Source organism: Roseiconus lacunae (genome assembly GCF_008312935.1).
GTDB classification, from domain to species: Bacteria; Planctomycetota; Planctomycetia; order Pirellulales; family Pirellulaceae; genus Stieleria; species Stieleria lacunae.
The window spans coordinates 65,764-87,488 of the sequence record NZ_VSZO01000001.1; the positions used below are offsets into that span (position 1 = coordinate 65,764).

17 protein-coding genes and 1 pseudogene are annotated in these 21,725 nt (G+C 54.2%); 15 read left to right on the forward strand and 3 right to left on the reverse strand.

The window, feature by feature from the left end; translation table 11 throughout:
• Positions 1-216 precede the first annotated feature (216 nt).
• From arsD to FYC48_RS00225, 4 genes are all read left to right on the forward strand, one after another.
• Positions 217-585 (forward strand): arsenite efflux transporter metallochaperone ArsD, encoded by a 369-nt coding sequence (arsD, locus tag FYC48_RS00210; protein WP_149494708.1) that lies wholly within the window; start codon positions 217-219, stop codon positions 583-585.
• Between the two features lie 46 nt (positions 586-631).
• Positions 632-2,455 (forward strand): arsenical pump-driving ATPase, encoded by a 1,824-nt coding sequence (gene arsA, locus FYC48_RS00215; protein WP_149494709.1) that lies wholly within the window; start codon positions 632-634, stop codon positions 2,453-2,455.
• 40 nt (positions 2,456-2,495) lie between these two features.
• Positions 2,496-3,152, forward strand: coding sequence for an arsenate-mycothiol transferase ArsC (locus tag FYC48_RS00220; protein ID WP_200836502.1), 657 nt, complete (start codon positions 2,496-2,498; stop codon positions 3,150-3,152).
• 93 nt (positions 3,153-3,245) lie between these two features.
• Complete coding sequence (locus FYC48_RS00225; protein WP_149494710.1) at positions 3,246-4,370, forward strand: hypothetical protein; 1,125 nt, start codon at positions 3,246-3,248, stop codon at positions 4,368-4,370.
• Between the two features lie 109 nt (positions 4,371-4,479).
• Here FYC48_RS00225 and FYC48_RS00230 read toward each other — a convergent pair whose 3' ends face one another.
• Positions 4,480-5,364 carry an AraC family transcriptional regulator gene (locus FYC48_RS00230; RefSeq protein ID WP_149494711.1) on the reverse strand — a complete coding sequence of 295 codons (885 nt, stop codon included), beginning with the start codon at positions 5,362-5,364 and terminating at the stop codon, positions 4,480-4,482.
• Between the two features lie 103 nt (positions 5,365-5,467).
• Here FYC48_RS00230 and FYC48_RS00235 point away from each other — a divergent pair, with 103 nt between their 5' ends.
• From FYC48_RS00235 to FYC48_RS00255, 5 genes are all read left to right on the forward strand, one after another.
• A complete protein-coding gene (locus FYC48_RS00235; protein WP_149494712.1) occupies positions 5,468-6,715 on the forward strand; it encodes a tagaturonate epimerase family protein in 1,248 nt (415 codons plus the stop codon).
• A 9-nt stretch (positions 6,716-6,724) separates the two neighbouring features.
• Entirely contained in the window at positions 6,725-7,672 is a 948-nt protein-coding gene (locus FYC48_RS00240; RefSeq protein ID WP_149494713.1) for an aldo/keto reductase, read from the forward strand.
• 2 nt (positions 7,673-7,674) lie between these two features.
• Positions 7,675-8,706, forward strand: a complete 1,032-nt coding sequence (locus FYC48_RS00245) for a zinc-binding alcohol dehydrogenase family protein (RefSeq protein ID WP_149494714.1) — start codon at positions 7,675-7,677, stop codon at positions 8,704-8,706.
• Positions 8,703-10,211: a sugar MFS transporter gene (locus tag FYC48_RS00250; protein ID WP_200836503.1), complete on the forward strand. Its 1,509-nt coding sequence runs from the start codon at positions 8,703-8,705 to the stop codon at positions 10,209-10,211. The genes FYC48_RS00245 and FYC48_RS00250 overlap by 4 nt, the downstream gene beginning before the upstream one ends.
• 139 nt (positions 10,212-10,350) lie before the next feature.
• Positions 10,351-11,961: an alpha-L-fucosidase gene (locus FYC48_RS00255; RefSeq protein ID WP_149494715.1), complete on the forward strand. Its 1,611-nt coding sequence runs from the start codon at positions 10,351-10,353 to the stop codon at positions 11,959-11,961.
• A gap of 120 nt (positions 11,962-12,081) precedes the next feature.
• Here FYC48_RS00255 and FYC48_RS00260 read toward each other — a convergent pair whose 3' ends face one another.
• Both FYC48_RS00260 and FYC48_RS00265 read right to left on the reverse strand, forming a co-directional pair.
• Complete coding sequence (locus FYC48_RS00260) at positions 12,082-13,821, reverse strand: SMP-30/gluconolactonase/LRE family protein (protein ID WP_149494716.1); 1,740 nt, start codon at positions 13,819-13,821, stop codon at positions 12,082-12,084.
• Positions 13,822-14,145: 324 nt separating this feature from the next.
• Complete coding sequence (locus tag FYC48_RS00265) at positions 14,146-14,604, reverse strand: hypothetical protein (RefSeq protein WP_149494717.1); 459 nt, start codon at positions 14,602-14,604, stop codon at positions 14,146-14,148.
• 407 nt (positions 14,605-15,011) lie between these two features.
• On the opposite strand from FYC48_RS00265, the gene FYC48_RS00270 reads away from it, so the two are divergent.
• From FYC48_RS00270 to FYC48_RS00305, 6 genes and pseudogenes are all read left to right on the forward strand, one after another.
• Positions 15,012-15,536, forward strand: coding sequence for a transposase (locus FYC48_RS00270; RefSeq protein WP_235034003.1), 525 nt, complete (start codon positions 15,012-15,014; stop codon positions 15,534-15,536).
• Positions 15,537-15,837: 301 nt separating this feature from the next.
• Positions 15,838-16,176, forward strand: a complete 339-nt coding sequence (locus FYC48_RS00280) for a hypothetical protein (RefSeq protein WP_149494719.1) — start codon at positions 15,838-15,840, stop codon at positions 16,174-16,176.
• 162 nt (positions 16,177-16,338) lie between these two features.
• Positions 16,339-16,515: pseudogene (locus FYC48_RS28220) on the forward strand (ATP-binding protein); the annotation flags it as partial.
• A 230-nt stretch (positions 16,516-16,745) separates the two neighbouring features.
• Positions 16,746-17,399, forward strand: a complete 654-nt coding sequence (locus FYC48_RS28225; protein ID WP_235034118.1) for a hypothetical protein — start codon at positions 16,746-16,748, stop codon at positions 17,397-17,399.
• Positions 17,396-19,327 (forward strand): ATP-dependent nuclease, encoded by a 1,932-nt coding sequence (locus tag FYC48_RS00295; protein WP_149494720.1) that lies wholly within the window; start codon positions 17,396-17,398, stop codon positions 19,325-19,327. The genes FYC48_RS28225 and FYC48_RS00295 overlap by 4 nt, the downstream gene beginning before the upstream one ends.
• Before the next feature lie 907 nt (positions 19,328-20,234).
• Positions 20,235-21,725 (forward strand): tyrosine-type recombinase/integrase, encoded by a 1,491-nt coding sequence (locus FYC48_RS00305; protein WP_149494721.1) that lies wholly within the window; start codon positions 20,235-20,237, stop codon positions 21,723-21,725.

The window sequence follows — 21,725 nt, forward strand, 5'->3', positions numbered from 1 at the left end:
CGTTAAGGTTAGCCACCATCCTGTTGTAGCAAGCGCGGCTGAGCAACGAGCGATCAATGATTGTCGCTCGGCGCTCCGAGCCGTTCGCGGTTTCTTATCGCACTATCAGCTCGGAGAACTGAGCGACATTGTCATGTGGCCGATATTTTTCACCCCGTCCAATCGCGCATCGGCGATGGGCGATTATTTGATTCGAACTGAATGGAGAGTTGAACCATGAGTCATGTGCAGATTTATGACCGAGCGATGTGCTGCAGTACCGGCGTCTGTGGACCTCAGGTCGATCCGGTATTACCAAAGTTCGCCGCCGACTTGGAGTGGCTTGAACGGGAAGGGCATCAAGTTGATCGCTTCAATTTGGCGCAAGACGCGGCCCAATACGCAGCAAACTCGACGGTCCAAAAGATGCTCGAAGCGGAAGGGGTGGACTGCTTGCCTCTGATTTTTGTTGACGGCAAGGTTGTCAGTCGCAATGAGTACCCGACTCGTGAAAACCTTGCCCTTTGGACCGAGACGAAGCTCCCTGTGAAGAACATGCTTCCGATGGCCGACGGCGGATGCAGCGGCGGTTCGGGGTGCTGTTAGGGCGGGTCTTTGCCGCAAACGCTCGATATTTTTGAGAGAGAGACTCATGCGATTTCTTGAACATCCCACTCGGCATCTTTTTTTTACCGGCAAAGGTGGTGTCGGAAAGACCTCGATGTCGTGCGCCAGCGCCGTCTCGCTGGCGGATGCCGGTCGACGTGTCCTTTTGGTTTCCACCGATCCGGCATCGAATTTGGATGAAGTGCTGGGGACGACGCTTTCGGGCAAGCCCACGCCGGTCAGGGGTGTCGATCATCTCTGGGCAATGAACATTGATCCGGAACAGGCCGCCGCCGATTACCGTGAACGGATGGTTGGACCTTACCGTGGCGTATTGCCGGAAGCTGCGATCGAGAACATGGAAGAACAGTTCTCGGGATCATGTACGCTGGAAATCGCAGCCTTCGACGAATTTGCAAAATTGCTCGGCGACGAAGCCACAACAAGTGATTTTGATCACATCGTTTTTGACACGGCTCCTACCGGTCACACCTTACGGCTTCTGACCCTGCCATCGGCTTGGTCTGGCTACATCGAATCGAATACCTCGGGGACGTCATGCATCGGCCCGTTGGCTGGCTTGCAAGAGCAGCAGCGGATCTATCAGGCCACCAAACAGCGACTCGGTGACGCCGCGGAAACCACCTTGGTCTTGGTCACGCGGCCAGAGCCATCGGCACTTCAAGAAGCCCAGCGCACCAGTGAGGAACTGCGTTCGCTGGGCGTCAATAACCAGCACTTGGTGATCAACGGAACCTTCAAGGCAACTGACCCCTCCGATCCGATTGCCATTGCGATGCAGCTCCGATGTGCTGAGGCGATCGACAACCTACCGAAAGGACTGGTTTCGCTTGAGCAAACGTCGGTGCGTTTGGCATCGGGGGGATTGATCGGAATCAATGCGCTGCGGCAGATTCGTGGTCTCGGTATCGATGCCGAGAACGACACCGCTCCTTCCGATGAAGTAAAGGTTTCGTCGGGACCAATGTTTTCGATGGATGGATTCACATCGCTCCGTTCCTTAGTAGACCAGTTTGCCGAGCAGAGGCATGGTGTGATCATGACCATGGGCAAAGGCGGGGTCGGGAAAACGAGCGTGGCCGCTGCGGTTGCGGTCGCCTTGGCCGAACGTGGGCTGAAGGTTCATCTGTCGACAACCGATCCGGCCGCCCATTTGCAGTCTGCCCTGGCAGACGAAGGCCTCGATGGCCTTTCGATCAGCCGGATCGATCCGGCGGAGGTCACCAACCGATACCGTCGTGAAGTGATGCAAACCGCGGGAGCTGATTTGGACGAACAGGGCAAGGCGCTGCTGGACGAAGATTTGCGATCACCGTGCACCGAAGAGATTGCCGTTTTTCGGGCCTTTGCCGAATCGATCGCAGAAGGAAAAGACGGCATCGTGGTGCTCGATACCGCTCCGACCGGACACACCGTGCTCCTGCTTGATTCGGCCTTGGCTTATCACCGCGAAGTCACACGCCAGTCATCCCAGATGCCGGAGAGTGTCGAAGAGTTGTTGCCGCGGCTTCGTGATCCTGACTTCACTCGAATCTTAGTGGTGACTCTGCCAGAGTCGACGCCGGTGCACGAAGCGGCATCGCTACAAAGAGACCTCAGACGCGCCGACATTGAACCATATGCATGGGTGATCAATCAGTCGCTCAGTCCCCTCCCGCTTCGTGATCCGACGCTGGTGGGTCGTCAGCGTAACGAGCAGTCGTATCTTAATGAAGTTCGATCGTTGCATTCCAAACGAACGGTGTTGGTCCCTTGGCACCCTGTTCAGCCGACGGGGATCGCAGGGCTTCGTCGTTTCGTCGCTCAAGTGAAACTAAAACAGGAAGACACCACTGTTTCAATCAGTTAATGAGAGATCAGGGATTCATCTAAACCTTCAAGAATAAAATATGACTTTTGATTCGCTATCGACTCGTTCCAAGGTTCAGTGTTTCGAACCGATCATCCGATGGCTTCGTGACCGTGATATCGAACAGGGGCTAATCCCCGCATCACGCCGCGCGGAGCTTTCGCAACTTGCAGACTATGTTCGGCAGAGTCTCGATCGTTCGGGGACGGCAAAGCTAACTTTCGTTTGCACTCACAATTCTCGGCGTAGCCACTTATCGCAGATTTGGGCCAAGGTCGCCGCGGACGCGTGCGGCCTTGAAGGCGTAGAGACGTATTCGGGAGGCACCGAAGCAACCGCGATGAACTTGCGGGTCGTCGCTTCGTTGCGGCGATCGGGATTACTGGTCGAAACAGACGAAGCGGAAGCTGAGAATCCCGTTTATCGGATACGGTACTCGGAACAGGCTGAGCCCATGGATTGTTTCTCCAAAGTTTACAGCGATCCACCGAATCCGAGTACTGACTACGCGGCTATCATGACCTGTTCGAGCGCCGACGATGCATGCCCGATCGTTCCGGGGTGCGATTTGCGTTTGCCGATCCGCTACGAAGATCCCAAAGTCGCCGACGACTCTGAACGGGAAGCAGAAGTCTACGATGACCGATCAAAACAAATTGGACGCGAGATGTTGGCGGTCATGATGGCCGTCCGGTAACCCGTCCATGTGCCATGGTAAGTTGCTATATTGCTTTTCCGATCTTGTCATTCTCGGTGAAACAACTTACTCATGCCCTAGTGATTCGTTCGCGTGACCGACGTCAATCCTTATGCGAATACGGTCGTCGAAGACGATGGGCCAACCGAACTGACGTTTGACTCGATCATCGAATTGGAAGACTACCAAAGAATGCTCCGGCGCAGCCATCCAGAGCGAGCCTTGGTGATCGTTTTGATTTCGCTGCTCGGCTTTACCGCAATCGCTCCGCTCGTCTTGGTCGCTAGCATCTCGATTTGGCGACGAGATACCGAGATACTGCTGCCGGTCATCCTGTTTTCCCTCGTCTTCGGAGCAATCGCAGTCGCGGTCTACCGATATTTTTTTCACTCGGATCGTCGTGTCATGCGATCGATCGAAAAACACCCCGATCTACTCGGGATCGTCCGGGGACGTTTAACAGCCGCGGGGATGACGCTCGACGACGGAGTGCGTCACCACTGGTTTTCACCACGGCAGTTGGTCACCGCGGTTATTTCACCGGCCGGAATTCGGATTCCATTAACCGATGATCCCTATCGTTTCCTCGCGATGACCGAACGGATTTTTGATCACTACAGCGTCAAGACTGCCAAAGGGTTGAGAGAGCGATGGTTCGAGTATGCTCGCGATCCATCCGATGATGTTCCATCGATGTGGGATGAAGTGAACCCGCCGCCCGGCGATGCGATTCACTTTCACGGTGCGGTCACCATGCAGCAGTCGACACGGACGCCAAGAACGCTCGTATTGCTAATTGCCAATTTAGTTGGCGCCGCGGCGTTGCTGAGTATCGCGGGAACAGACACGAGTTTCTTTAGTAGTTGGTCGGACTACTTTATGGTCGGGTACGGTGTTTTCGCATTATTTAATGGCATCCGATCCGCCTGGTTTTATTACAAAGGAACGCGTCAGCAAACATGGAATCAGCGCGGATGGACGAGCGGTGAAGAATTAGCGATCCAGTGGACCTCTGTCGGAATCCGGATTTCCCTGAGCGAAATCGAACGTGTCGAAATCCTTGACGAAGTCATCGTGCTATCTAGCCAAAGCGGTGGATCTTACTACCTCATGCGCATTCACTTCGAAAGCGAAGCCGATTGGGAGACGTTATGCAATCGTTGTCAAAAGCTTGCCTCTTCAATGTCTATTACACCGGCAATTCCATCAAGCGGCTAAAACCCGGACGTTTTTTTGCTATAGCTATAGTCGCCTTTTACGCCATGAAAGCCGCGGTGCGTGCCGCTACCCCCACAAACGTGAATCGAAGGGTCATGCGCGGCTTCAATCAATGCGTCCCACCGCCATCGATCAAAAAAGTCTTCGAAAGCGAACTCGGAGGGACCCCGTAGACTCGCTTGAATGCGCGTGAAAACTGGAACGCGTCTGAGTATTGAAGCCGATCTGCTACGGCACTGACCTTTAATCCACGTTCAAGGATTAGCTCCGCCGCATAGTTCATCCGCAAACGCAATAGATAACGATAAGCGCCGGATCCTGCGAAGCGTTTGAACAGCCTCGAAAGATAGATCGGTGAAAACCCGATCTCGGAGGCGACTTCTTCGACCGTCCGAAATTCAAGAAAATGTTCCTCGATCAGTCGCCGGGTCATCTCGAAAGTTTGGAAAGCTTCGGAGGATTCGCCGGCTCGCGAAGAAACCATCCGCTGCTGAATCTTTTGCAGGAAGACCCGTACGAGCATCTCGCAAATGGCGTGTGAGTGATCGGCGACATCACGCACTTCGCGGTCAATCAGGTTCCATAACTCGACAAGCTCGTGGGGACGTGCGACCGTGACCGGGCGACCGTTAAGCAAGCCCAGCCTCGCTAGCGAATCGGCCGCCTCTGTCCCCGCCAGGTCGAGGTAGTACTTCCGCATGTTGTCCGGCGGCAGATTAACAATTCGATGGGGGACGCCGGGACCATAAGCAAACAACGAACCGGTTGCCAAATCATGCTCCTTCCCTCCCATCGTCAACACGCCACGCCCCTCGCTGACCCACTCGACCACGTAATACGCAAAGTCGCTTCGTTCAACGACATAGTCGGGGTCCATCCGTTCGACCCCGCCGCATACCAGCGACAGCGGTTGCCCATCCTGCGGCTGCAGGTTCAGGTAAAAACGTCTCGCGTCATGGGTTTGACGAGAGACAAAATCGGGTTCAACGGTCATCGAATCAGGTTAAGAAAAGGCATGCGAAGTTCGGATTTGGCTATGGAGAGTCCGCGGCTGAAGGCCAAAATGATACCCCAAAACCAATTAGGAGGCGAATTACATGCAACTTGAAAAACTTACCTTTGGCGTGGGCGATCGATTTGCCCATCAGGCAGCAGCGCAATTACGCGCATTCCAACAAGCGGCGGATTCCGGCGTGGACGTGGTCCCGGTTTGGAACAAATCCAATCGGGAACACCAGTTCGTCGGATCCGAGCCGGCCAGCGTGAAAGCCGCGGCGCAAGTGGCCGTCAACGATTTGGGCTGGAGCAAAAGCTGGTATGTGGATGCCGACCATATTCAACGTTCGACCGTCGATCCGTACTTGAATTGCAGCGACTTTTTCACGATCGACGTTGCCGATTTCATCGGAAATGCGATCGACGAAGAAGCAATCACGCGATTCGTCGACGCCCATGGCGAATTGATCGGCGAACTGAATTTGCCAGGCATGCAGGCGGCCTACAGCGTCGACCGTGAATTCGTGACACGAGTCGCACGGCAGTACTTAGGCGCCTGCCAAGCTGCCGGCGACATCTATCGCTACATCGCTGACGCTAAAGGAGAAGACAACTTCATCGCCGAAGTTTCGATGGACGAAACGGATTCGCCACAAACTCCTCCCGAGTTAATGGTGATCCTGGCGGCCCTGGCCGACCAGAAAATTCGCTTGCAAACCATCGCCCCCAAATTCACCGGACGATTCAACAAAGGCGTTGACTATGTCGGAGACGTCCAACAGTTCGATCGGGAATTCAACGAGGACCTGGCAGTCATCGCCGAAGCGATCCGACGGTATCAATTACCAGAGAACTTGAAACTGAGTGTTCATAGCGGCAGCGATAAGTTCAGCATTTATCCCGTCATCCGCGAAGCGATCCAAAACAAGAACATTGGCATCCATGTGAAGACGGCCGGGACCACTTGGTTGGAAGAGTTGATCGGGTTGTCCGAAGCGGGCGGAGATGGGTTTGAATTGGCGAAAGAGATTTATGCATATTCGCTCGGGCACATCGACGAGCTTTGCTCGCCATACGCCAGTGTGATCGATATCGACCCGTCGGCGCTGCCATCGGTCGACGAGGTTAACGGGTGGGACGGCCCCAAGTTGGCATCAACGCTTCGGCACATCCCCCATGACCCACAGTTCAACCCGAACGTTCGCCAGCTACTGCACGTCGCGTTCAAGGTCGCCGCGAAAACCGGAGATCGGTACCTCGATCTGCTCAAAGCGAACGAAGCGATCGTCGGCGAACAGGTCACGCAGAACCTCTTTGATCGCCATATGAAACCATTGTTTATCGGATAAGGGAGCCTCATGAGCATCACCACACTACCCACCCGGCCGCTGGGCAATACCGGCCTCGATCTACCGATCCTTAGCTTTGGCGCGTCGTCGTTAGGTGCCGAGTTTCGCAACGTCGAAATGTCAGAAGTGTTCGCCAGTGTGCACGCCGCACTGGAGCTTGGGATGAATCTGATCGACACCTCGCCTTACTACGGGCGCGGCATGTCAGAAGTCCTGCTAGGGGTCGCACTTAAAAACGTCCCACGCGACCAATACATGCTTTGCACCAAGCTGGGCCGTTACGACGTCCAGCATTTCGATTTTTCGGCCAAACGCGTTGCCGAAAGTATCGACGTCAGTTTGCATCGCTTAGGAACCGATCACCTCGACATCGTCCTTTGCCACGACATCGAATTCGTGCCGCTGGCGCAAATCATCGAAGAAACGATTCCGGCCGTCAAAGCAGCCAAGCAAGCCGGCAAAGTTCGCGCGATTGGCATTAGCGGCTATCCGATGAAGGTGTTCAACGAAGTCGCTTCGCAAACCGACCTCGATTGCGTCATGTCGTACAACCAGTACACATTGCAAAACACTCGGTTGGTCGACGACGTGTTACCGCATCTCAAACCCAAAGGCGTCGGCGTGATGAATGCCGGCCCTTTTGCGGCGCGTTTGCTAACCAATGCAGAACTTCCGAGCTGGCACAAGGACTCGACCGAAGTGAAGCAGGCGGCACGCTCGGCCGCTGAACTTTGTCAAAGTCGTGGTGTCGACATCGCCAAGCTGGCACTTCAGTTCTCATGCAATCATCCCGACCTCGCAACGACGGTCTCCGGGAGCGCGAACCCGAACAACATTCGCAAATGGGCCGAATGGATCAGCGAACCGATCGACGAAGAACTGCTCGGCGATGTACTGAAAGTCCTCGAACCGGTTCACAACATCAGCCACACCGAAGGGCTTCCGGAGAACAACTAGCGATGAAAGCTTTGCAGATCAGTGAGATCAAAACGTGGAAGCGAATCGACATTCCAGAACCAGGCGCCCCTGGGGCCGGTGAAGCACTCGTTCGCGTTCATCGGATGGGCGTCTGCGGTACAGATGTTGGTTGCTATCTCGGAAAGTTTCCTTTCTTCGCGTTCCCACGAATTCCCGGGCACGAGCTCGGCGTCGAAGTCATCGCGGTCGGTGACGGCGTCAAGAATGTCAAGCCCGGTGATCGTTGCTGCGTCGAGCCGTACCTGAACTGCGGCGAGTGCGATTCCTGCCGACGTGGGCATACCAACTGTTGTGAGCACAACCAAACGTTTGGCGTGATGTGTGACGGAGGACTAACAGATCAAGTCATCCTTCCCGCGCGAAAATTGCATCAGGCTGGTTCGCTGAGCTACGAACAAGCGGCACTGGTCGAGACGTTGGCCATTGGCTGCCACGCCGTCGATCGTGGGGCGCCAAAGGCGAGCGAAAACGCGCTGATCCTTGGCGCGGGCCCGATAGGCTTATCCGCCTTGGAATTCGCTCGGCTCGCCGATGCGAACGTAATCGTCGCTGACATCAACCAACAACGCTTGGATTTTGTGTCCGAATCAATGGGCGTCGACAAGACGGTGCTCCTCAACGGAACCGATCAAGACATCGATGCGATTCGGCGGCTTGGCGGCGGACGACTTGCTGATGTGATCGTGGATGCGACCGGAAATCATCACAGCATGGTGCGGGCGTTCGAGTTTGCCGCGTTCGCCGCTCGTGTGGTCTACGTCGGCATCACTCAAAACGACTTGCATTTTCCCCACGCCCCTGTCTTCCACCGCCGCGAGTTGACCTTGATGGCCAGCCGCAACGCTTTGCCAACTGATTTTTCACGAATCATCCGCCTGATCGAAGAAGGAAAAATCAACACCGATCCTTGGATCACACATCATGCCTCGTTCGACGATGTGCCGGACGTATTCGATCAATGGATCGCGCCTGATTCGGGGGTCATCAAGGCGATGATCGAGGTCACAGCATGACGTCACCGCAAAGCATTGAAAGTGAGGTTTCGTCGCCGGAAATGTCGGAATCTCAAACGCCTGCCGTGGTCCCCCGGCAATACTTGCTTCCCTTTGCGTTGACCACCACCTGTTTCGCACTTTGGGGATTCGCCAACGACTTTACCAATCCCTTGGTCAAGGTCTACGAGAACGTCTTCATCATCACGACGTCGCAGGCGTCGTGGCTGCAATTCGCGTTTTACACCGGCTACTTTTGCATGGCTCTGCCGGCGTCACTGTTTATCCGGCGGTTCTCATACAAGGCCGCCATCATGGTCGGTTTCGGCTTCTATGCACTCGGTGCCCTGTTGGCCGTGCCGGCAGCATCGACGGCCACGTTCGGACTGTTTCTGTTGGGCTCGTACGTGTTGACGTATGGATTGGCATTTTTAGAAACCGCGTGTAACCCGTATATCCTGGCGATGGGGCCTCGTGAAACGGCGACGCAACGATTGAATCTGGCTCAGGCGTTTAACCCAGTCGGATCGTTGATCGGCATGAGCGTCGCAACGCTTGTTCTCGCACCCCAACTTCAAACCGGTGAGTTTCGCGAGAAGCTGGGCGACCGCGATCCCGCGGTGACCCAGTACTTGATCGTCGATCCCTCGGCGGCGGCGCCGAGCACTCAACTAGCTGACGGTTCGACGGTCGCCGTTTACTCGGAACTGCCTGATTTTCGTAGCGAAGTCGGCACCTTGGACGCCGCGGTACCCGACGCGCTTAAGGGCTTCCGGGCGAACGATCCCGATGGCTTCGCTGCCATGCAGCGTTCCGATCTGGATGCGGTCAAGATGCCTTACATCGTGATCGCCGTGATTGTGACTTTGTTCCTCGTCACCTATGCGATGACCAAGATGCCGAAGTTTTCCAAAGAACGTGGTGATGTGGCCTTCGGAGAAACGGTCCGCAATATCTTCGGTCAAGCTCGATTTCGCGAAGGCGTCGCGGCTCAGGGATTTTACGTCGGCGGGCAAATCATGTGCTGGACATTCATCGTCCACTACGGCATGGAACAAGTCGGGTTATCGCTGGCCGAGGCACAGTCATACAACATCGTGGCGATGGTGATATTCCTGTGCAGCCGTTGGGTTTGTACGGCGCTGCTACGTTTCTTTAGCCCGGGCAGAATGCTAACCGGATTTGCCTGCGGAGCGTTCGTATTCACTGTCGGTGCGATCTACCTTCCGGGAAAAACGGGACTGATCAGTCTGGTTCTGGTCTCGGGTTGCATGTCATTGATGTTCCCGACGATCTACGGGATCGCGCTAAATTCGCTGACGGAAGAAGAGTCTAAGCTTGGATCCGCATTTCTCATCATGGCGATCGTCGGAGGGGCGGTGCTGACGAAAGCTCAAGGAGGCTTGATCGACGCGTACTCCGTTCGCACTTCATTCTGGTTGCCGGCGGCCTGCTTCGTCCTGATCGCACTGTACGGCATTCGAACCTTTACAAAGTTCGAATCGGAAACCGGAACAATATCATGACGAATCGACCTTAGAACCGGTGTAGGCCGGCACACAGGCCAACGATGACACTCGCTTTCCCGAACTGTACGACGCGATCCCGTCGGTATTTCCGTTTTCCAGACAAGCTTTAAAAACTACGATTCAAATCAGACATTCGATGTATCGACCGAAGCCAAAACACACCGTATCACAGTTCGTAGTACTGACCCTGATTGCCCTTGGTTGGTTCGACATCGCTCCGAGCTCTGCGGACGATCCACTGGCCCCGCATCCGAATGTCGCTGCGGCGATCAAGCAGATCGATCAGGTGGTCAGCAACGGTCCCTTCCAACCGACATGGAAGTCACTGGAAACCTATGAAATCCCACAGTGGTATAAGGACGCTAAGTTTGGGATCTTCATTCATTGGGGCGTCTATAGCGTGCCCGCATTTGGTAGCGAGTGGTATCCGCGTCAGATGTATATCGATACCGAACGCAGAGGCGACAACTTCTTTCACCATCACGTCGAAAAGTACGGCCCGCATTCAGAATTTGGCTACAAAGACTTCATTCCGAAATTCAGAGCAGAACATTTCAATCCGGATGAATGGGCAGCGTTGTTCCAGCAAGCGGGTGCCCGATACGTGGTGCCGGTAGCGGAGCACCACGACGGGTTCCCAATGTATGACTGCAGCTTTACCGAATGGGACGCAACCGAAATGGGCCCCAAGCGAGACATTATCGCGGAGCTTGGCACGGCGATTCGTGCCCACGGGATGAAGCTTGGACTAAGCAGCCATCGGGCCTTCAACTGGAAGTATTTCGTGCGGAGCCCCAACTTCGACAACGCAGACCCCAAGTACTCGCGTTTGTACGGTCGACCGATGCCATTTCTATTTAAGGACGATGCGGCGGATTACAAAAAGCGATTCGAACCGCAAGACGAACAGTTTAAAGAGGACTGGTTGGCCCGGACATGCGAAATCGTCGACAAGTACGATCCGGATTTGGTCTGGTTCGATTTTGGAATCACCAACAGCCAAGAAACGACCTTCACCGCAAACCATTTCTCACCCTACCTACAGCGATTCGCGGCGTACTACTACAACCAAACGTCCAAACAAGAAAGGCCGCTTGGGATTGTCAACTACAAGTGGCAAGCCTTCCCCGAAGGTGCCGCGGTACTCGATTTGGAACGCTCCAAAATGGACGCGATCCGTGTCCCTTTTTGGCAAACCGACACAGCTATCAGCAGTAGCTCCTGGGGCTATACCGAAAACCAAAAATACAAATCGGCAGGCCGTTTGGTCGATGACCTCGTCGATATCGTTTCCAAGAATGGTTGTTTGTTGCTCAACGTCGGGCCTCGCGCCGACGGCACGATTCCCCAAAAGGATCGCGACATCCTGCTCAGCATCGGCGAATGGCTTCGTGTCAACGGTGAAGCAATCTACGCAACGAACTACTGGAAAACCTACGGCGAAGGCCCCACGAAAACCACGACCGGGCACTTGGCCGAGCACAAGGATCAGCCGTTTACCGCCAGGGACATTCGCTTCACCACCAAAGACGACGCGCTATATGCGATCCTACTGGACTGGCCAGAATCGCAGCAGGTGACAATCAAGACGCTCACCGACTCGAATCCTCACTTGCCAAAGATTTCCTCGATCGAATTACTCGGAAGCGATGCCGAAATCAGCTGGACCCGTGATTCCAATGGCCTGCACATCAAACTGCCTGCGGATCGGCCGTGTGATTACGCCTACACACTCAAGTTGCGTTAGAACCTTTCTCAAATTCGTGATCCGACCCGCAAGCTAATTCGTAGAGCGGCGGTCAACCGCTGGCCTTGCGTCAGCATCTTTTGCAGGCCGTGAGACATGAAATCAACGACCAATGCTTTCCTATAACCGTGGTTTTTCCGGCTTGACCGCCGGCTGCCAGGGAGCAATCCCCTTGATCTTCGTTTCTCGCCGATAAACGTGCTTACCGCAGGTCACGTACAGGGTTGTCATCTCTGGACCAGCCAACACGCAATTGGAGAACCGCTGAACTCCGGTGGGGCGCGACGTGATTAGATGGACTCGGCCGGGCTGGTCAAAAATTTGAATGCCCAGTTTTGTGGCCACCAAAAGCGAACCGTCTTCTGCCATCGTACAACCATCGCCGGCCGTGCGGACTTCGTCCTGTGATGAATGAAGATAACCGTACGGCTGACCGAAACGTAGCGTCCCGTCTGCGCCGATCAAGTACGACCATACGTACCGGCCCAGGGAATCAACGACCAGCAGGAACCTGCGATCAGGAGTGACAATCAAGCCGTTTGGTTTTTCGGGGCCGGTCCCCGCCTTGATCGGCTTGTCGGCGCCATGGGGTAGGTACCAGATCGCTTGTTCGTCCGGCCCGGTAAAATAAACGCCGTGGTCAAGGACAACTAGGTCGTTGCAGCTCTTACCGGTCATCAGGTCGGTTTGGGTTCCGTCTGCGTCGACCCGTGTCAGCGTTTTCGCTTTGTTCCTCGCACAGTAAAGTCTGCCCTTTGCGTCGAACATCAATGCGCTAACGCTCGGCATGTCCAGAAACTTCGTCGCCGAGGATGCATCGGCATCTACTTTCCAGATCTCACCTTTCGGTCCGTCCACGAAGAACACGCCGCCTTCGGGAGACACGGCCGGGCCTTCGGTATAACGATGCCCCGTGCTCACCAGCTGCCAGCCTTCGCCGTCGATCAGACGGGCTGTCAGTTCAGGATGATCACCAAACGGTGCCTCGATAGGCTTTTCAAAATCTTGCCACAGCCATCGCATTGCGTCCGGCATGATCGCGCTGCCGTGTTTGCCGTTGTGACCACCATCGCCCCAGGCGTGGTTCACTTGGTAGCCCGCCCATCGTAAAGCCGACAACATCGAAGTGTTCGCATGCCACCAGCTGCCGCCATAAATGTTCAAGTCATTCCGACCGTCTTGAAGGAACACACGAATCGGTTTTGGCTCCGACTTTCGCACCAACGTCGGGTACTCGTTTCCGCCTCGCAAGCCAACGTAAGTGCCGACCGTGCTAAAGACGCGGCGAAATTGATCGGGCCGGTGCCATGCCACACCGAACGCCGCAATCGCACCGCTACTGCTGCCGCCGATCGCTCGCATGTTGGGATCGTCGGTAATGTTGTAACTCTTACGGACTTCGGGGATCATCTCGTCCACCAGAAAACTCGCGTATCGATCGCTGACGGTGTCGTATTCGAAACTGCGGTTAAAACGGTTTTGTGCTTGATCACCGCCGGGAACAACCCCGGGGTTGATACACAGCGCGATCGTAACCGGCATCGCTCCTTCGTGGATCAAATTGTCAAACACCGTGGGAACGCGCCAGGTACTGTTTTCTCGCACATACTTTTGGCCATCCTGAAAAACCATCAGCGCCGCAGGTTTCATCGGATCGTATTGAGCCGGAACGTACAGAAAGTAATCACGCTGCGTGCCGGGAAAGACCTTGCTATCGGAGAATTGATGTGCCGTGACCTTGCCACGCGGCACACCGTCCTTGACCTGGGTGTCGGGGTGAACCGGATAAGTTTCCTCAGCGTGGACGACGCCGGAGATCAGAAGGAACGCTAGAGCAAGCGAGCGAATAGATAGGGGCATACGGGTCTCGTTCGATTTCGAATCGGCTTCAAAAGACAGGAACAACTCTCGGGGTCGAACGATTATAGTCCGGCGTTCGTTGCCTCATGCCTTTCGTCAACGCCCCCAAGACCACATCGCCTAAATGCAACACGACTAACGGCATTCTTGGCGCATTCCGTGATAGGCAGAATCGGATCCAGTGCGACTGCCGTCGGGACGTCAACTGTCGACACAACCGGAGATCCGTGAAGGTGGATTCCCCGCGGACACGCCGCACTCGAAACCCCTGACACGTTGCTTCAATTTCGCGGTCGCTTCGCCTAGGGGCCTGTTGAGTTGCCATTAGCGGCTGTTTCCCAAACCTGTCCCTGAAGGAAGTGTCAGGAGATCTGAATTCGTTGTCAAAATGATGAGTGAGTTGATCTCCTGCTCAAGGCGATCAAGTTCCGCTTGTAGCTCAGCAACGGCCCTCGCCCACTCTTGCAATGCTTCGGCGTATTCGGCTTTCGACCCGAACGACGCTTGCTGCGGCGCATTTTGCATTTCTTCGGCCAAAAGGCTCTGCAGAAACTGATACTCAGCGATTGCTTCCGACAAGATTTGCTGAAGTAGCTCCGAAAACATCTTGTCGTCGATCGAAAACGAAGGTCTATCGGTTTCTTCCGAGCTGAGCTGAATCCCTGTGTTCGGAAGAGGGCTGCCCACGGCAACCTTCAATTCTGCGAAACTGTTGGCGGGGGCCCATACGGCAGCGAGCGTGAAGGCGGCGGAAAGCACAGCGTTGCGGAAAGAAAAAGACATGATTTGGCTACCGGTTAGTGATGAAGCTCGTGTGCCAACCAAAGCGAGCGAGGTATCACGATGTGACAATTTTTTTTAAGAGGCCCGGTAAAGAGACAAAACTAAGTCATGATTTGACTTGCTTCGCGGTCATAGATCGACAGTGTGTCGCAACCCGCTGTACGCCAGCCAACCCTTCGTTCCGATCACCATCCCCGAAGGCAGCAGCTTTGGGGACCTGACTCAGTTGAAGAGCAAAACGAATATCGGGGATCAGATCAACAAGAAGATCGTCGCGCCACCGGTGGCCGCAAATGATCAGCTCGACCGGCCCGATTTCCCGGACTTCAACGAGTCCAGCAAGCAGGGCGATGGGAAAGAAAAGACCGAACGGACTCATCTAAAACCCTTTTCCCCTTTTAATGGTCATGACCGATTCCATGAGCGGCAAGGCGCTAGCCGCCGGTACCCCCAAACCAACCGACCCTATCACAGTGTTCATTACCTGGACCACCTACGGAACCTGGCTTCCTGGCGATTCACGTGGATGGAGGAAGCAAAAAGCCGGGGATCAACCGCCGCAACCGTTGCTGGCGGATTGGTGCCGGGACAGGTTAAAGGAAAAGCCTGTCATTCTGAATCAAGCCCAACGCAGAGAAGTTGAGCAGGTTATTCGTCGCCATGCGAACATTCGCGGCTGGGAATTACACGCGGTCTCCGTTCGGTCGAATCACGTACATGTAGTTGCCACTTCGTGTGCCGCGCCTAAAACGGTGCGAGATCAATTAAAAGCCAACGCGACTACAGCATTGCGGCGAATGCCTGACGCAATTTCGCAGCAAAAGGTCTGGACGAAAGGAGGCGACATGGAATTCATCGATACCGATGAAGATCTTGAGCAGGTCGTGGTCTATGTCACGGAAGCTCAAGATCGAATGGAGCGAGGAAAGTAATGAGATTGATTCGAAAGCGCAATCAGGCATGGGCAACAATCTCACCGGCGGCTAGCGCCTCGCCGCTCAGGTCTGCATGCTCACCGGCGGTGAGCGATGTCGTGCGTGGAACGTTCAGGTTTGGACCGGCGGCTAGTGCCTCGCCGCTCTTGGTTCTTTTGATATTCGTTGTTGTGAGCGGCAAGGCGCTAGCCGCCGGTAAAACAAACACATGTCGTCTCGATGCAAATCTGAAAGGCGTCACGGACCGGATCGCTCAAATCATCGGGGAGTTGTCTCAGTGACAGAGCATTTTGAACCAATGCGATCTGACGCAAGCAACATGACCTACGAGCAATTCATGCAAACGGTCAGCGGCCTAGCGGGACAGATCAGCGAACTACATCTACAACTCGCGGAATCACAGCGTTCGATCGTAGAACGATTGATTCGAGCGCAAAGCCAAGATATCGCGGCAATTGAACGTTCACTCGACCATCTGCTCGACGCCGCGGCCCATCCAGTCGGGCTCGAACTGTTCCGGCGGCTCTGCAAGTACTACTGGACAATCAATCCGGAAGCGACGGCAACCTACGTTCTCGCCTACCGCAACATGTGGCTCGACGAAGAAGCGGAACCATCGACGGAGGGTCCACGTTGAGTTTTCTAGAATACGACTCGTATCAGAACTCTGGTGTTAAATGGTTTGGCAGAGTGCCATCACACTGGAGAATCATGCCGTTGATCCAACTTTCACTTTGAAGAGCTGACAAAGTACTGTGTCGCGTTGGTCAATGAAGGCGGCGGGAAAATCATTCTCGGCGTGACCGATGAACGCCCTCGGCAGATCGTCGGCTCGAAGGCGTTTCAACAGCCCGAACGCACTCGGAAGGGACTATGCGAACGAATTCCCTTGGGAATTGACTTTGAAGAAATCGACCACCCCGACTGTGCCCCGAACAGCCGGGTACTCGTCTTTTCGGTTCCATCACGCCCCGTGGGCGTGGCCATTCAACACGATGGGCATCGTTGGGTTCGTAAAGAAGACAGCCTTGTCGAGATGTGCGATGATCGCTTGCGACGTATCTACTCCGAGAGCGGGCACGATTTCTCGGCGGATGTTTGTGCGAGTGTAACGCCAGGCGATCTCGATGGTTTAGCCATCGAGAATTTTCGCGAGCGTTGGATCGCCAAGGCCGAAAAAGCAGAAGACCAGGAACAGGCTCGCGTGTGCGGTCACTCGACGATGCTCAATTGCTGGAAGATGTGGGGGCCAGCTACATCCGTGTGTATACATTTCTCTCTCAGATTTTTGACTACGGAAACAGCGAACTCGAAAAACGGGCGATCTTTTACAAGCACCTCACACGTTTGCTGAAGTTTGGACGTGAGCGACAAGACGTCGATCTCTCGGAGGTTCGGTTGACGCACCACAATCTCAAGAACCGTGGCAAGCAAAAGATGAATCTCCGCGAAGGCAAGACGCCACAGCTGGACCCGCTGTCCGCCGCCGGCTCGGGACAAGTCCGCGAGAAGCAAACTGCCTACCTGTCCGAGATCATCGAGAAGGTGAACGACCTTTTCGAAGACGAACTGACCGAAAACGACAAACTGGTCTACGTCAACGATGTCCTGAAGGGCAAGCTGCTAGAATCCGAAACGCTCCAGCAACAAGCCAGAAACAACACCAAAGAACAATTCGCCAATTCACCCGATTTGAAAACCGAAATCCTCACCGCCGTGATGCAAGCGTTAGACGCCCACACCGAGATGAGCGCCCAAGCCCTCAATTCGCAATCAGTCCAGGAAGGCCTCCGAGACATCTTGATCGGGCCGTCGAAACTCTATGAAACATTAAGGGAGAATGAACCACGATCGCCATGAAACTAAAACAGAAAGACGTACACTTGTCCATCATTAATTTACCGGAGACGACGCTTCCTGATTTCACGCTACTCACGGGTGTAAACGGGGTTGGTAAAACGCATTTGCTACGAGCAATCGAGGTAGGCAAGGTCGGCGTCGATATTGCAGCAGATTTCAAATCTGATATTCGCTATTTTGATTGGACAAACCTATTTCCCAACAACGCGAAAGAGTCTTCTGCGCACCAGATTGGGAAGCAAAAGTTGGAAGCATGGAGGGGATTCGAACGGCATCAGGCTTCATTTAGGACGCAGGTGGTAAATACGGCACGAAATCTTGGTTTTCCAAGTGATTTTCTGAACGATTTTGAAAGACTTGCATCGGTTCCACAGGACGATTGCACGGAGCTCTTTGGGCCGGAAACAGCAGCGGCGAAATATGAACAACTACAGAAATCGTTGCGCAAAGCCTCATCAGGGATACGGGAAAAGCTCGTTGGCAGAAATCGCAATCCCCATTGGTGCAATCAGCTTTTTAACAAGAACCCAAATTCACTCATTTCGCTCAGTGAAAAAAAGTTTTACGAAGACTTGCCCTTGATTTGGGATCAAGTGTCCGCATTCCAACAGTCTTTTGCGAGTCTATTCGTCTCCTATCGTGACAGAAAACGGGAAAACGACCTTCGAAGATTGTGTGCAAGTGATGGTGATACGGAGGCTAACCCGCTCTCTAACGAGGCATTTGTGGACAGGTATGGAATTCCGCCGTGGGAGTTTGTGAACGACACGCTGAAGAATGCAAGACTCGAATTTACGATAGACAGCCCAGATCCCTATCGCGACTTGCCGTATGTCCCTCGCCTAACGAAAACAGACACAGGTGCGGAGGTTTCGTTCGCGGACTTGTCATCGGGCGAGAAAGTGCTGATGTCCTTTGCGTTGTGTCTTTACTACACCAAAGACAAACGGCAACTAGCAACCTACCCGAAAGTTCTGCTACTCGACGAAGTCGATGCCCCATTACATCCTTCGATGTCAAAAACATTGCTCGATGCGACCACGAAAACGTTGGTGGGCAATCATGGCATAAAGGTTTTAATGACAACACACTCGCCTTCTACAGTTGCATTGGCGCCTGAGGAAGCAGTTCACGTGATGAAGGCCAATCCGCAGCAAATCGAAAAAGTATCGAAGGAAGAGGCGCTCTCGGTGCTCACGGATGGCGTGCCCACAATCTCAATTTCATTTGACGGCAGAAGGCAAGTATTCGTTGAAAGTCAACACGATGCGAAAGCTTACAGTGCCTTGTATGAGGTTCTTAAACCGCAGTTAAGGTCGTCACGAAGTCTGTCCTTCATCGCGATTGGGCATGAGACCGGAGGTGGGTGTGACAAAGTTAAGGATATTGTAAAGCGACTTGCTGGATCGGGAAATAAGAGTGTCTTTGGTCTTCTCGACTGGGATCTTGGCAACACTCCAGGTGATCGAGTATTTGTGCTTTCGCATGGAAAGCACTATGCGATCGAGAATCTCCTGTTCGACCCGTTGATTGTTGCCGCTCTTATCGCACGCGATGTTCGCAGCAGGTTGACCACCATTGGCTTAGGTAATGACGAAGGCCATTTGTCAATTCCAGAAATGGATCATGCGAGACAGCAATCTATCGTGTGCAAGGTGGAGAACGCTTTGGGTTTTGAGACACCGGGTCCGAGGGAAACGAACTCATACGATTCTATATCACTAGAGGTACTTGAGTCATACAACCGGATGCAGGGTCACACTCTTGAAAGCAAAATTGTCGATCATTTTCCTGAGCTCCGTAAGTTTTCAAGTCACGAAGGGGATCTCAAGGTGCACGTGATTAACCATGTCTTTCGTGATATCCCGTCCTTAATTCCCAAGGAATTTGCCGACGTTTTCAACCGATTGTTGAACACGAATGTGTAGCTTCCGGCTGACGACCAAGTGTCTATCGTGCAGCAGTGTTCTGTTTTCTTCCTGCTGTGCGTTGTTCCAATGGCCAGTGACGCGGACTGCGTTGGATACGTAGCTTCATGCTCGTCGCATAAGAGCTTTTTGCTTCGATTTAAGAGGTCCGTCGACGGCCTTTTTGTTGTCGGGCTTTGAGCTTGCTCTTTTTTGCTTCGTGATCACGTGGAATTTCCTGTGATCGAGCGTAGCGTCATCGCATCGTAATTGAGGTACGCGCTTCGGCATTTCTTTTAAACCACGCGACGAATCTTGAACGATTCGACCTCCGCGGGGCGACTTCATTGACTGGAATCGCCGGTTTTTCTTGTTCGCTTTGTTGGCTCTTTAGCGACGTTTGCCTCGCTCTTTTTTGCCTGAAATCAATTCGGTGTGCTTGGGCCGAGTTTGGAATCTCTGTCGGCTTGGGTGGTTGTCCGATTTTTCTTTTTTCATGGTGCGAGGCGAACGATGCCGCAGATTGATACGGGCTTGATCCGGGTGGATGAGGCGTACAGCAAGCAGATGGTACTGCAAAGACTTGGAATCTCACAGAAGTTCTGGGTCAACTGCTCAGGTGGTGGGCTGCCCTACACGAATGTCGCTCACTCACGGTGGGTGACGGGGCGTGCCCTGATCGAACACCTCGCGAGCGAACGCAGAGAGGAAACGCGAATGCAACCAACACCAAAACTGAAACCAAACAGGAGATTGCCATGCCGAGAAGGCCCGAAATTGGCAACATTCAACTCTATCCGGACCGGCCGCTCAAAAAGACCGACCGCAACGGCTTTGCCCTCAAATTCTATTGCCCGATCCGTGAGACACGCGTCCGCAAGAACTGCGGCACTCGTGATCGACGCGAAGCACGGCGGATCTTGCGGGAATGCCAACAGCGATTGCTCGACGGAAACTACGTCGGTTCGGGCGGTGCCATCACCGCCGAGCACGAAGTCGACATCATGCCGGCTCCAGTGCAAGCTTTTTTTCCCAGTCCCATCGAACCAAATCCGATCGCGGTCCGACCTGGGAGGAGTGCTATCAGAAGTACCGCTCGTACAAGTTACTGCGGATACGAAAAAAATCGTTCGAGCACTCGGCCTCGCGGCTCAGTGTCGCCGAACGAATCTTTCTGGGAGACATGGCTGACCATGGGATCGAAGGCGAAGTGATGGTCCAAGACGTCATGACACTCGACATGCTGGAGTACCTTCAAGAGCGATTGCTCGAAAGTGACGAGTCTCGGTATGACCATCGGTCGCCGAACACCGTCAACAGCTCGATGGGTGCCGTGATGGCGTTTGTGCGGTTTTGCGCCAAGCGTGATTGGATCGTCAAAGTGCCTGACCTCGATTCGCTGAGCGTCGATGATGTGATGAAGGGTCGCCCGATTACGGGCGAAGAGTTTGATCGCATGATCGAGGCAACATCGCGTGTGGTCGGCAAGAACGAAGCCCCGTCCTGGCACTTTGCCTTGCGAGTGCTGTGGTACAGCGGGTTTCGGGTGGGTGATTTGATGGATTTTTATTGGGAAGACGAACGTCACATCCGGCCTGTCTGGCCGAGTCGTAGCGACGTCCACCCAACGATCACTGTCCCCTCCTCCCAGAAAAACGGCAAGCTTCAGGAGATCCCGATGCTGCCCGAATTGGAAGCCTTTTTGTTGGAAGTGCCCAAGGCCAAACGCACCGGTTGGATCGTCAATCCTTTGGCGGTCACGTCAACGGTGAAGCCTGGCTGCAAGTGGTTCCAACCTGCACCCGATGATTTGATCGCCCTGGCAAAGCAGTACAGCAATCTGTCGATTGCGGCGGCTTGCGGGGTGTCCGATGCGGCGGTGCGGAAGTGGCTGAAGAAGCAAGGTTTTCGGCGAAGCCGAGAGTTCAAGGTCGACACGGGAACGATCCCGGAGGCGGTCGTCCAGGATGTTGAGAGCCGTGCAAAGCGCCGAACCGGTGCGGTGCAGGTTCCAATTACCGAGCGACTGACCAAGGAACGTGTCGGCAGGACCATTGCGGCGATCGGAGAAGAAGCCGGGATCGTAGTTCGTCAAGAAGATGAGCGAACGGGCACCAGAACCAAGTTCGCGAGTGCTCACGACATCAGGCGAGGCTGCGCGCAGCGTCTGATCAATGCCGGCGTCTCTGCGGAGACGTTGATGGTCGTCATGCGTCACGCAGATTTCGCGACGACGGAGAAGTACTACGGCTCAGCGTTACCGAAGCCAGTGCGTTCGGCTCAAGCCGCTGCATCGGAAGTCCGTCAGAAACTCTCCACCGATGCAACTTCGGATGCATTAGTGGGGGGACAAGAAAAAACTCCACAGCTATCGGCTGCGGAGTTATCGACGCTAAAGCGTTTACTGAACGGCATTTAG

Excerpts from the sequence above, each read along its gene's own strand:
- arsD (WP_149494708.1), top strand. The coding sequence starts at position 217 with ATGAGTCATGTGCAGATTTATGACCGAGCGATGTGCTGCAGTACCGGC.
- FYC48_RS00270 (WP_235034003.1), top strand. The coding sequence starts at position 15,012 with ATGACCGATTCCATGAGCGGCAAGGCGCTAGCCGCCGGTACCCCCAAA.
- FYC48_RS00280 (WP_149494719.1), top strand. The coding sequence starts at position 15,838 with ATGCGATCTGACGCAAGCAACATGACCTACGAGCAATTCATGCAAACG.
- FYC48_RS00295 (WP_149494720.1), top strand. The coding sequence starts at position 17,396 with ATGAAACTAAAACAGAAAGACGTACACTTGTCCATCATTAATTTACCG.
- FYC48_RS00230 (WP_149494711.1), bottom strand. The coding sequence starts at position 5,364 with ATGACCGTTGAACCCGATTTTGTCTCTCGTCAAACCCATGACGCGAGA.
- FYC48_RS00240 (WP_149494713.1), top strand. The coding sequence starts at position 6,725 with ATGAGCATCACCACACTACCCACCCGGCCGCTGGGCAATACCGGCCTC.
- FYC48_RS00235 (WP_149494712.1), top strand. The coding sequence starts at position 5,468 with ATGCAACTTGAAAAACTTACCTTTGGCGTGGGCGATCGATTTGCCCAT.
- FYC48_RS00255 (WP_149494715.1), top strand. The coding sequence starts at position 10,351 with ATGTATCGACCGAAGCCAAAACACACCGTATCACAGTTCGTAGTACTG.
- FYC48_RS00245 (WP_149494714.1), top strand. The coding sequence starts at position 7,675 with ATGAAAGCTTTGCAGATCAGTGAGATCAAAACGTGGAAGCGAATCGAC.
- FYC48_RS00220 (WP_200836502.1), top strand. The coding sequence starts at position 2,496 with ATGACTTTTGATTCGCTATCGACTCGTTCCAAGGTTCAGTGTTTCGAA.
- arsA (WP_149494709.1), top strand. The coding sequence starts at position 632 with ATGCGATTTCTTGAACATCCCACTCGGCATCTTTTTTTTACCGGCAAA.
- FYC48_RS00265 (WP_149494717.1), bottom strand. The coding sequence starts at position 14,604 with ATGTCTTTTTCTTTCCGCAACGCTGTGCTTTCCGCCGCCTTCACGCTC.
- FYC48_RS00260 (WP_149494716.1), bottom strand. The coding sequence starts at position 13,821 with ATGCCCCTATCTATTCGCTCGCTTGCTCTAGCGTTCCTTCTGATCTCC.
- FYC48_RS00305 (WP_149494721.1), top strand. The coding sequence starts at position 20,235 with ATGCCAACAGCGATTGCTCGACGGAAACTACGTCGGTTCGGGCGGTGC.
- FYC48_RS00250 (WP_200836503.1), top strand. The coding sequence starts at position 8,703 with ATGACGTCACCGCAAAGCATTGAAAGTGAGGTTTCGTCGCCGGAAATG.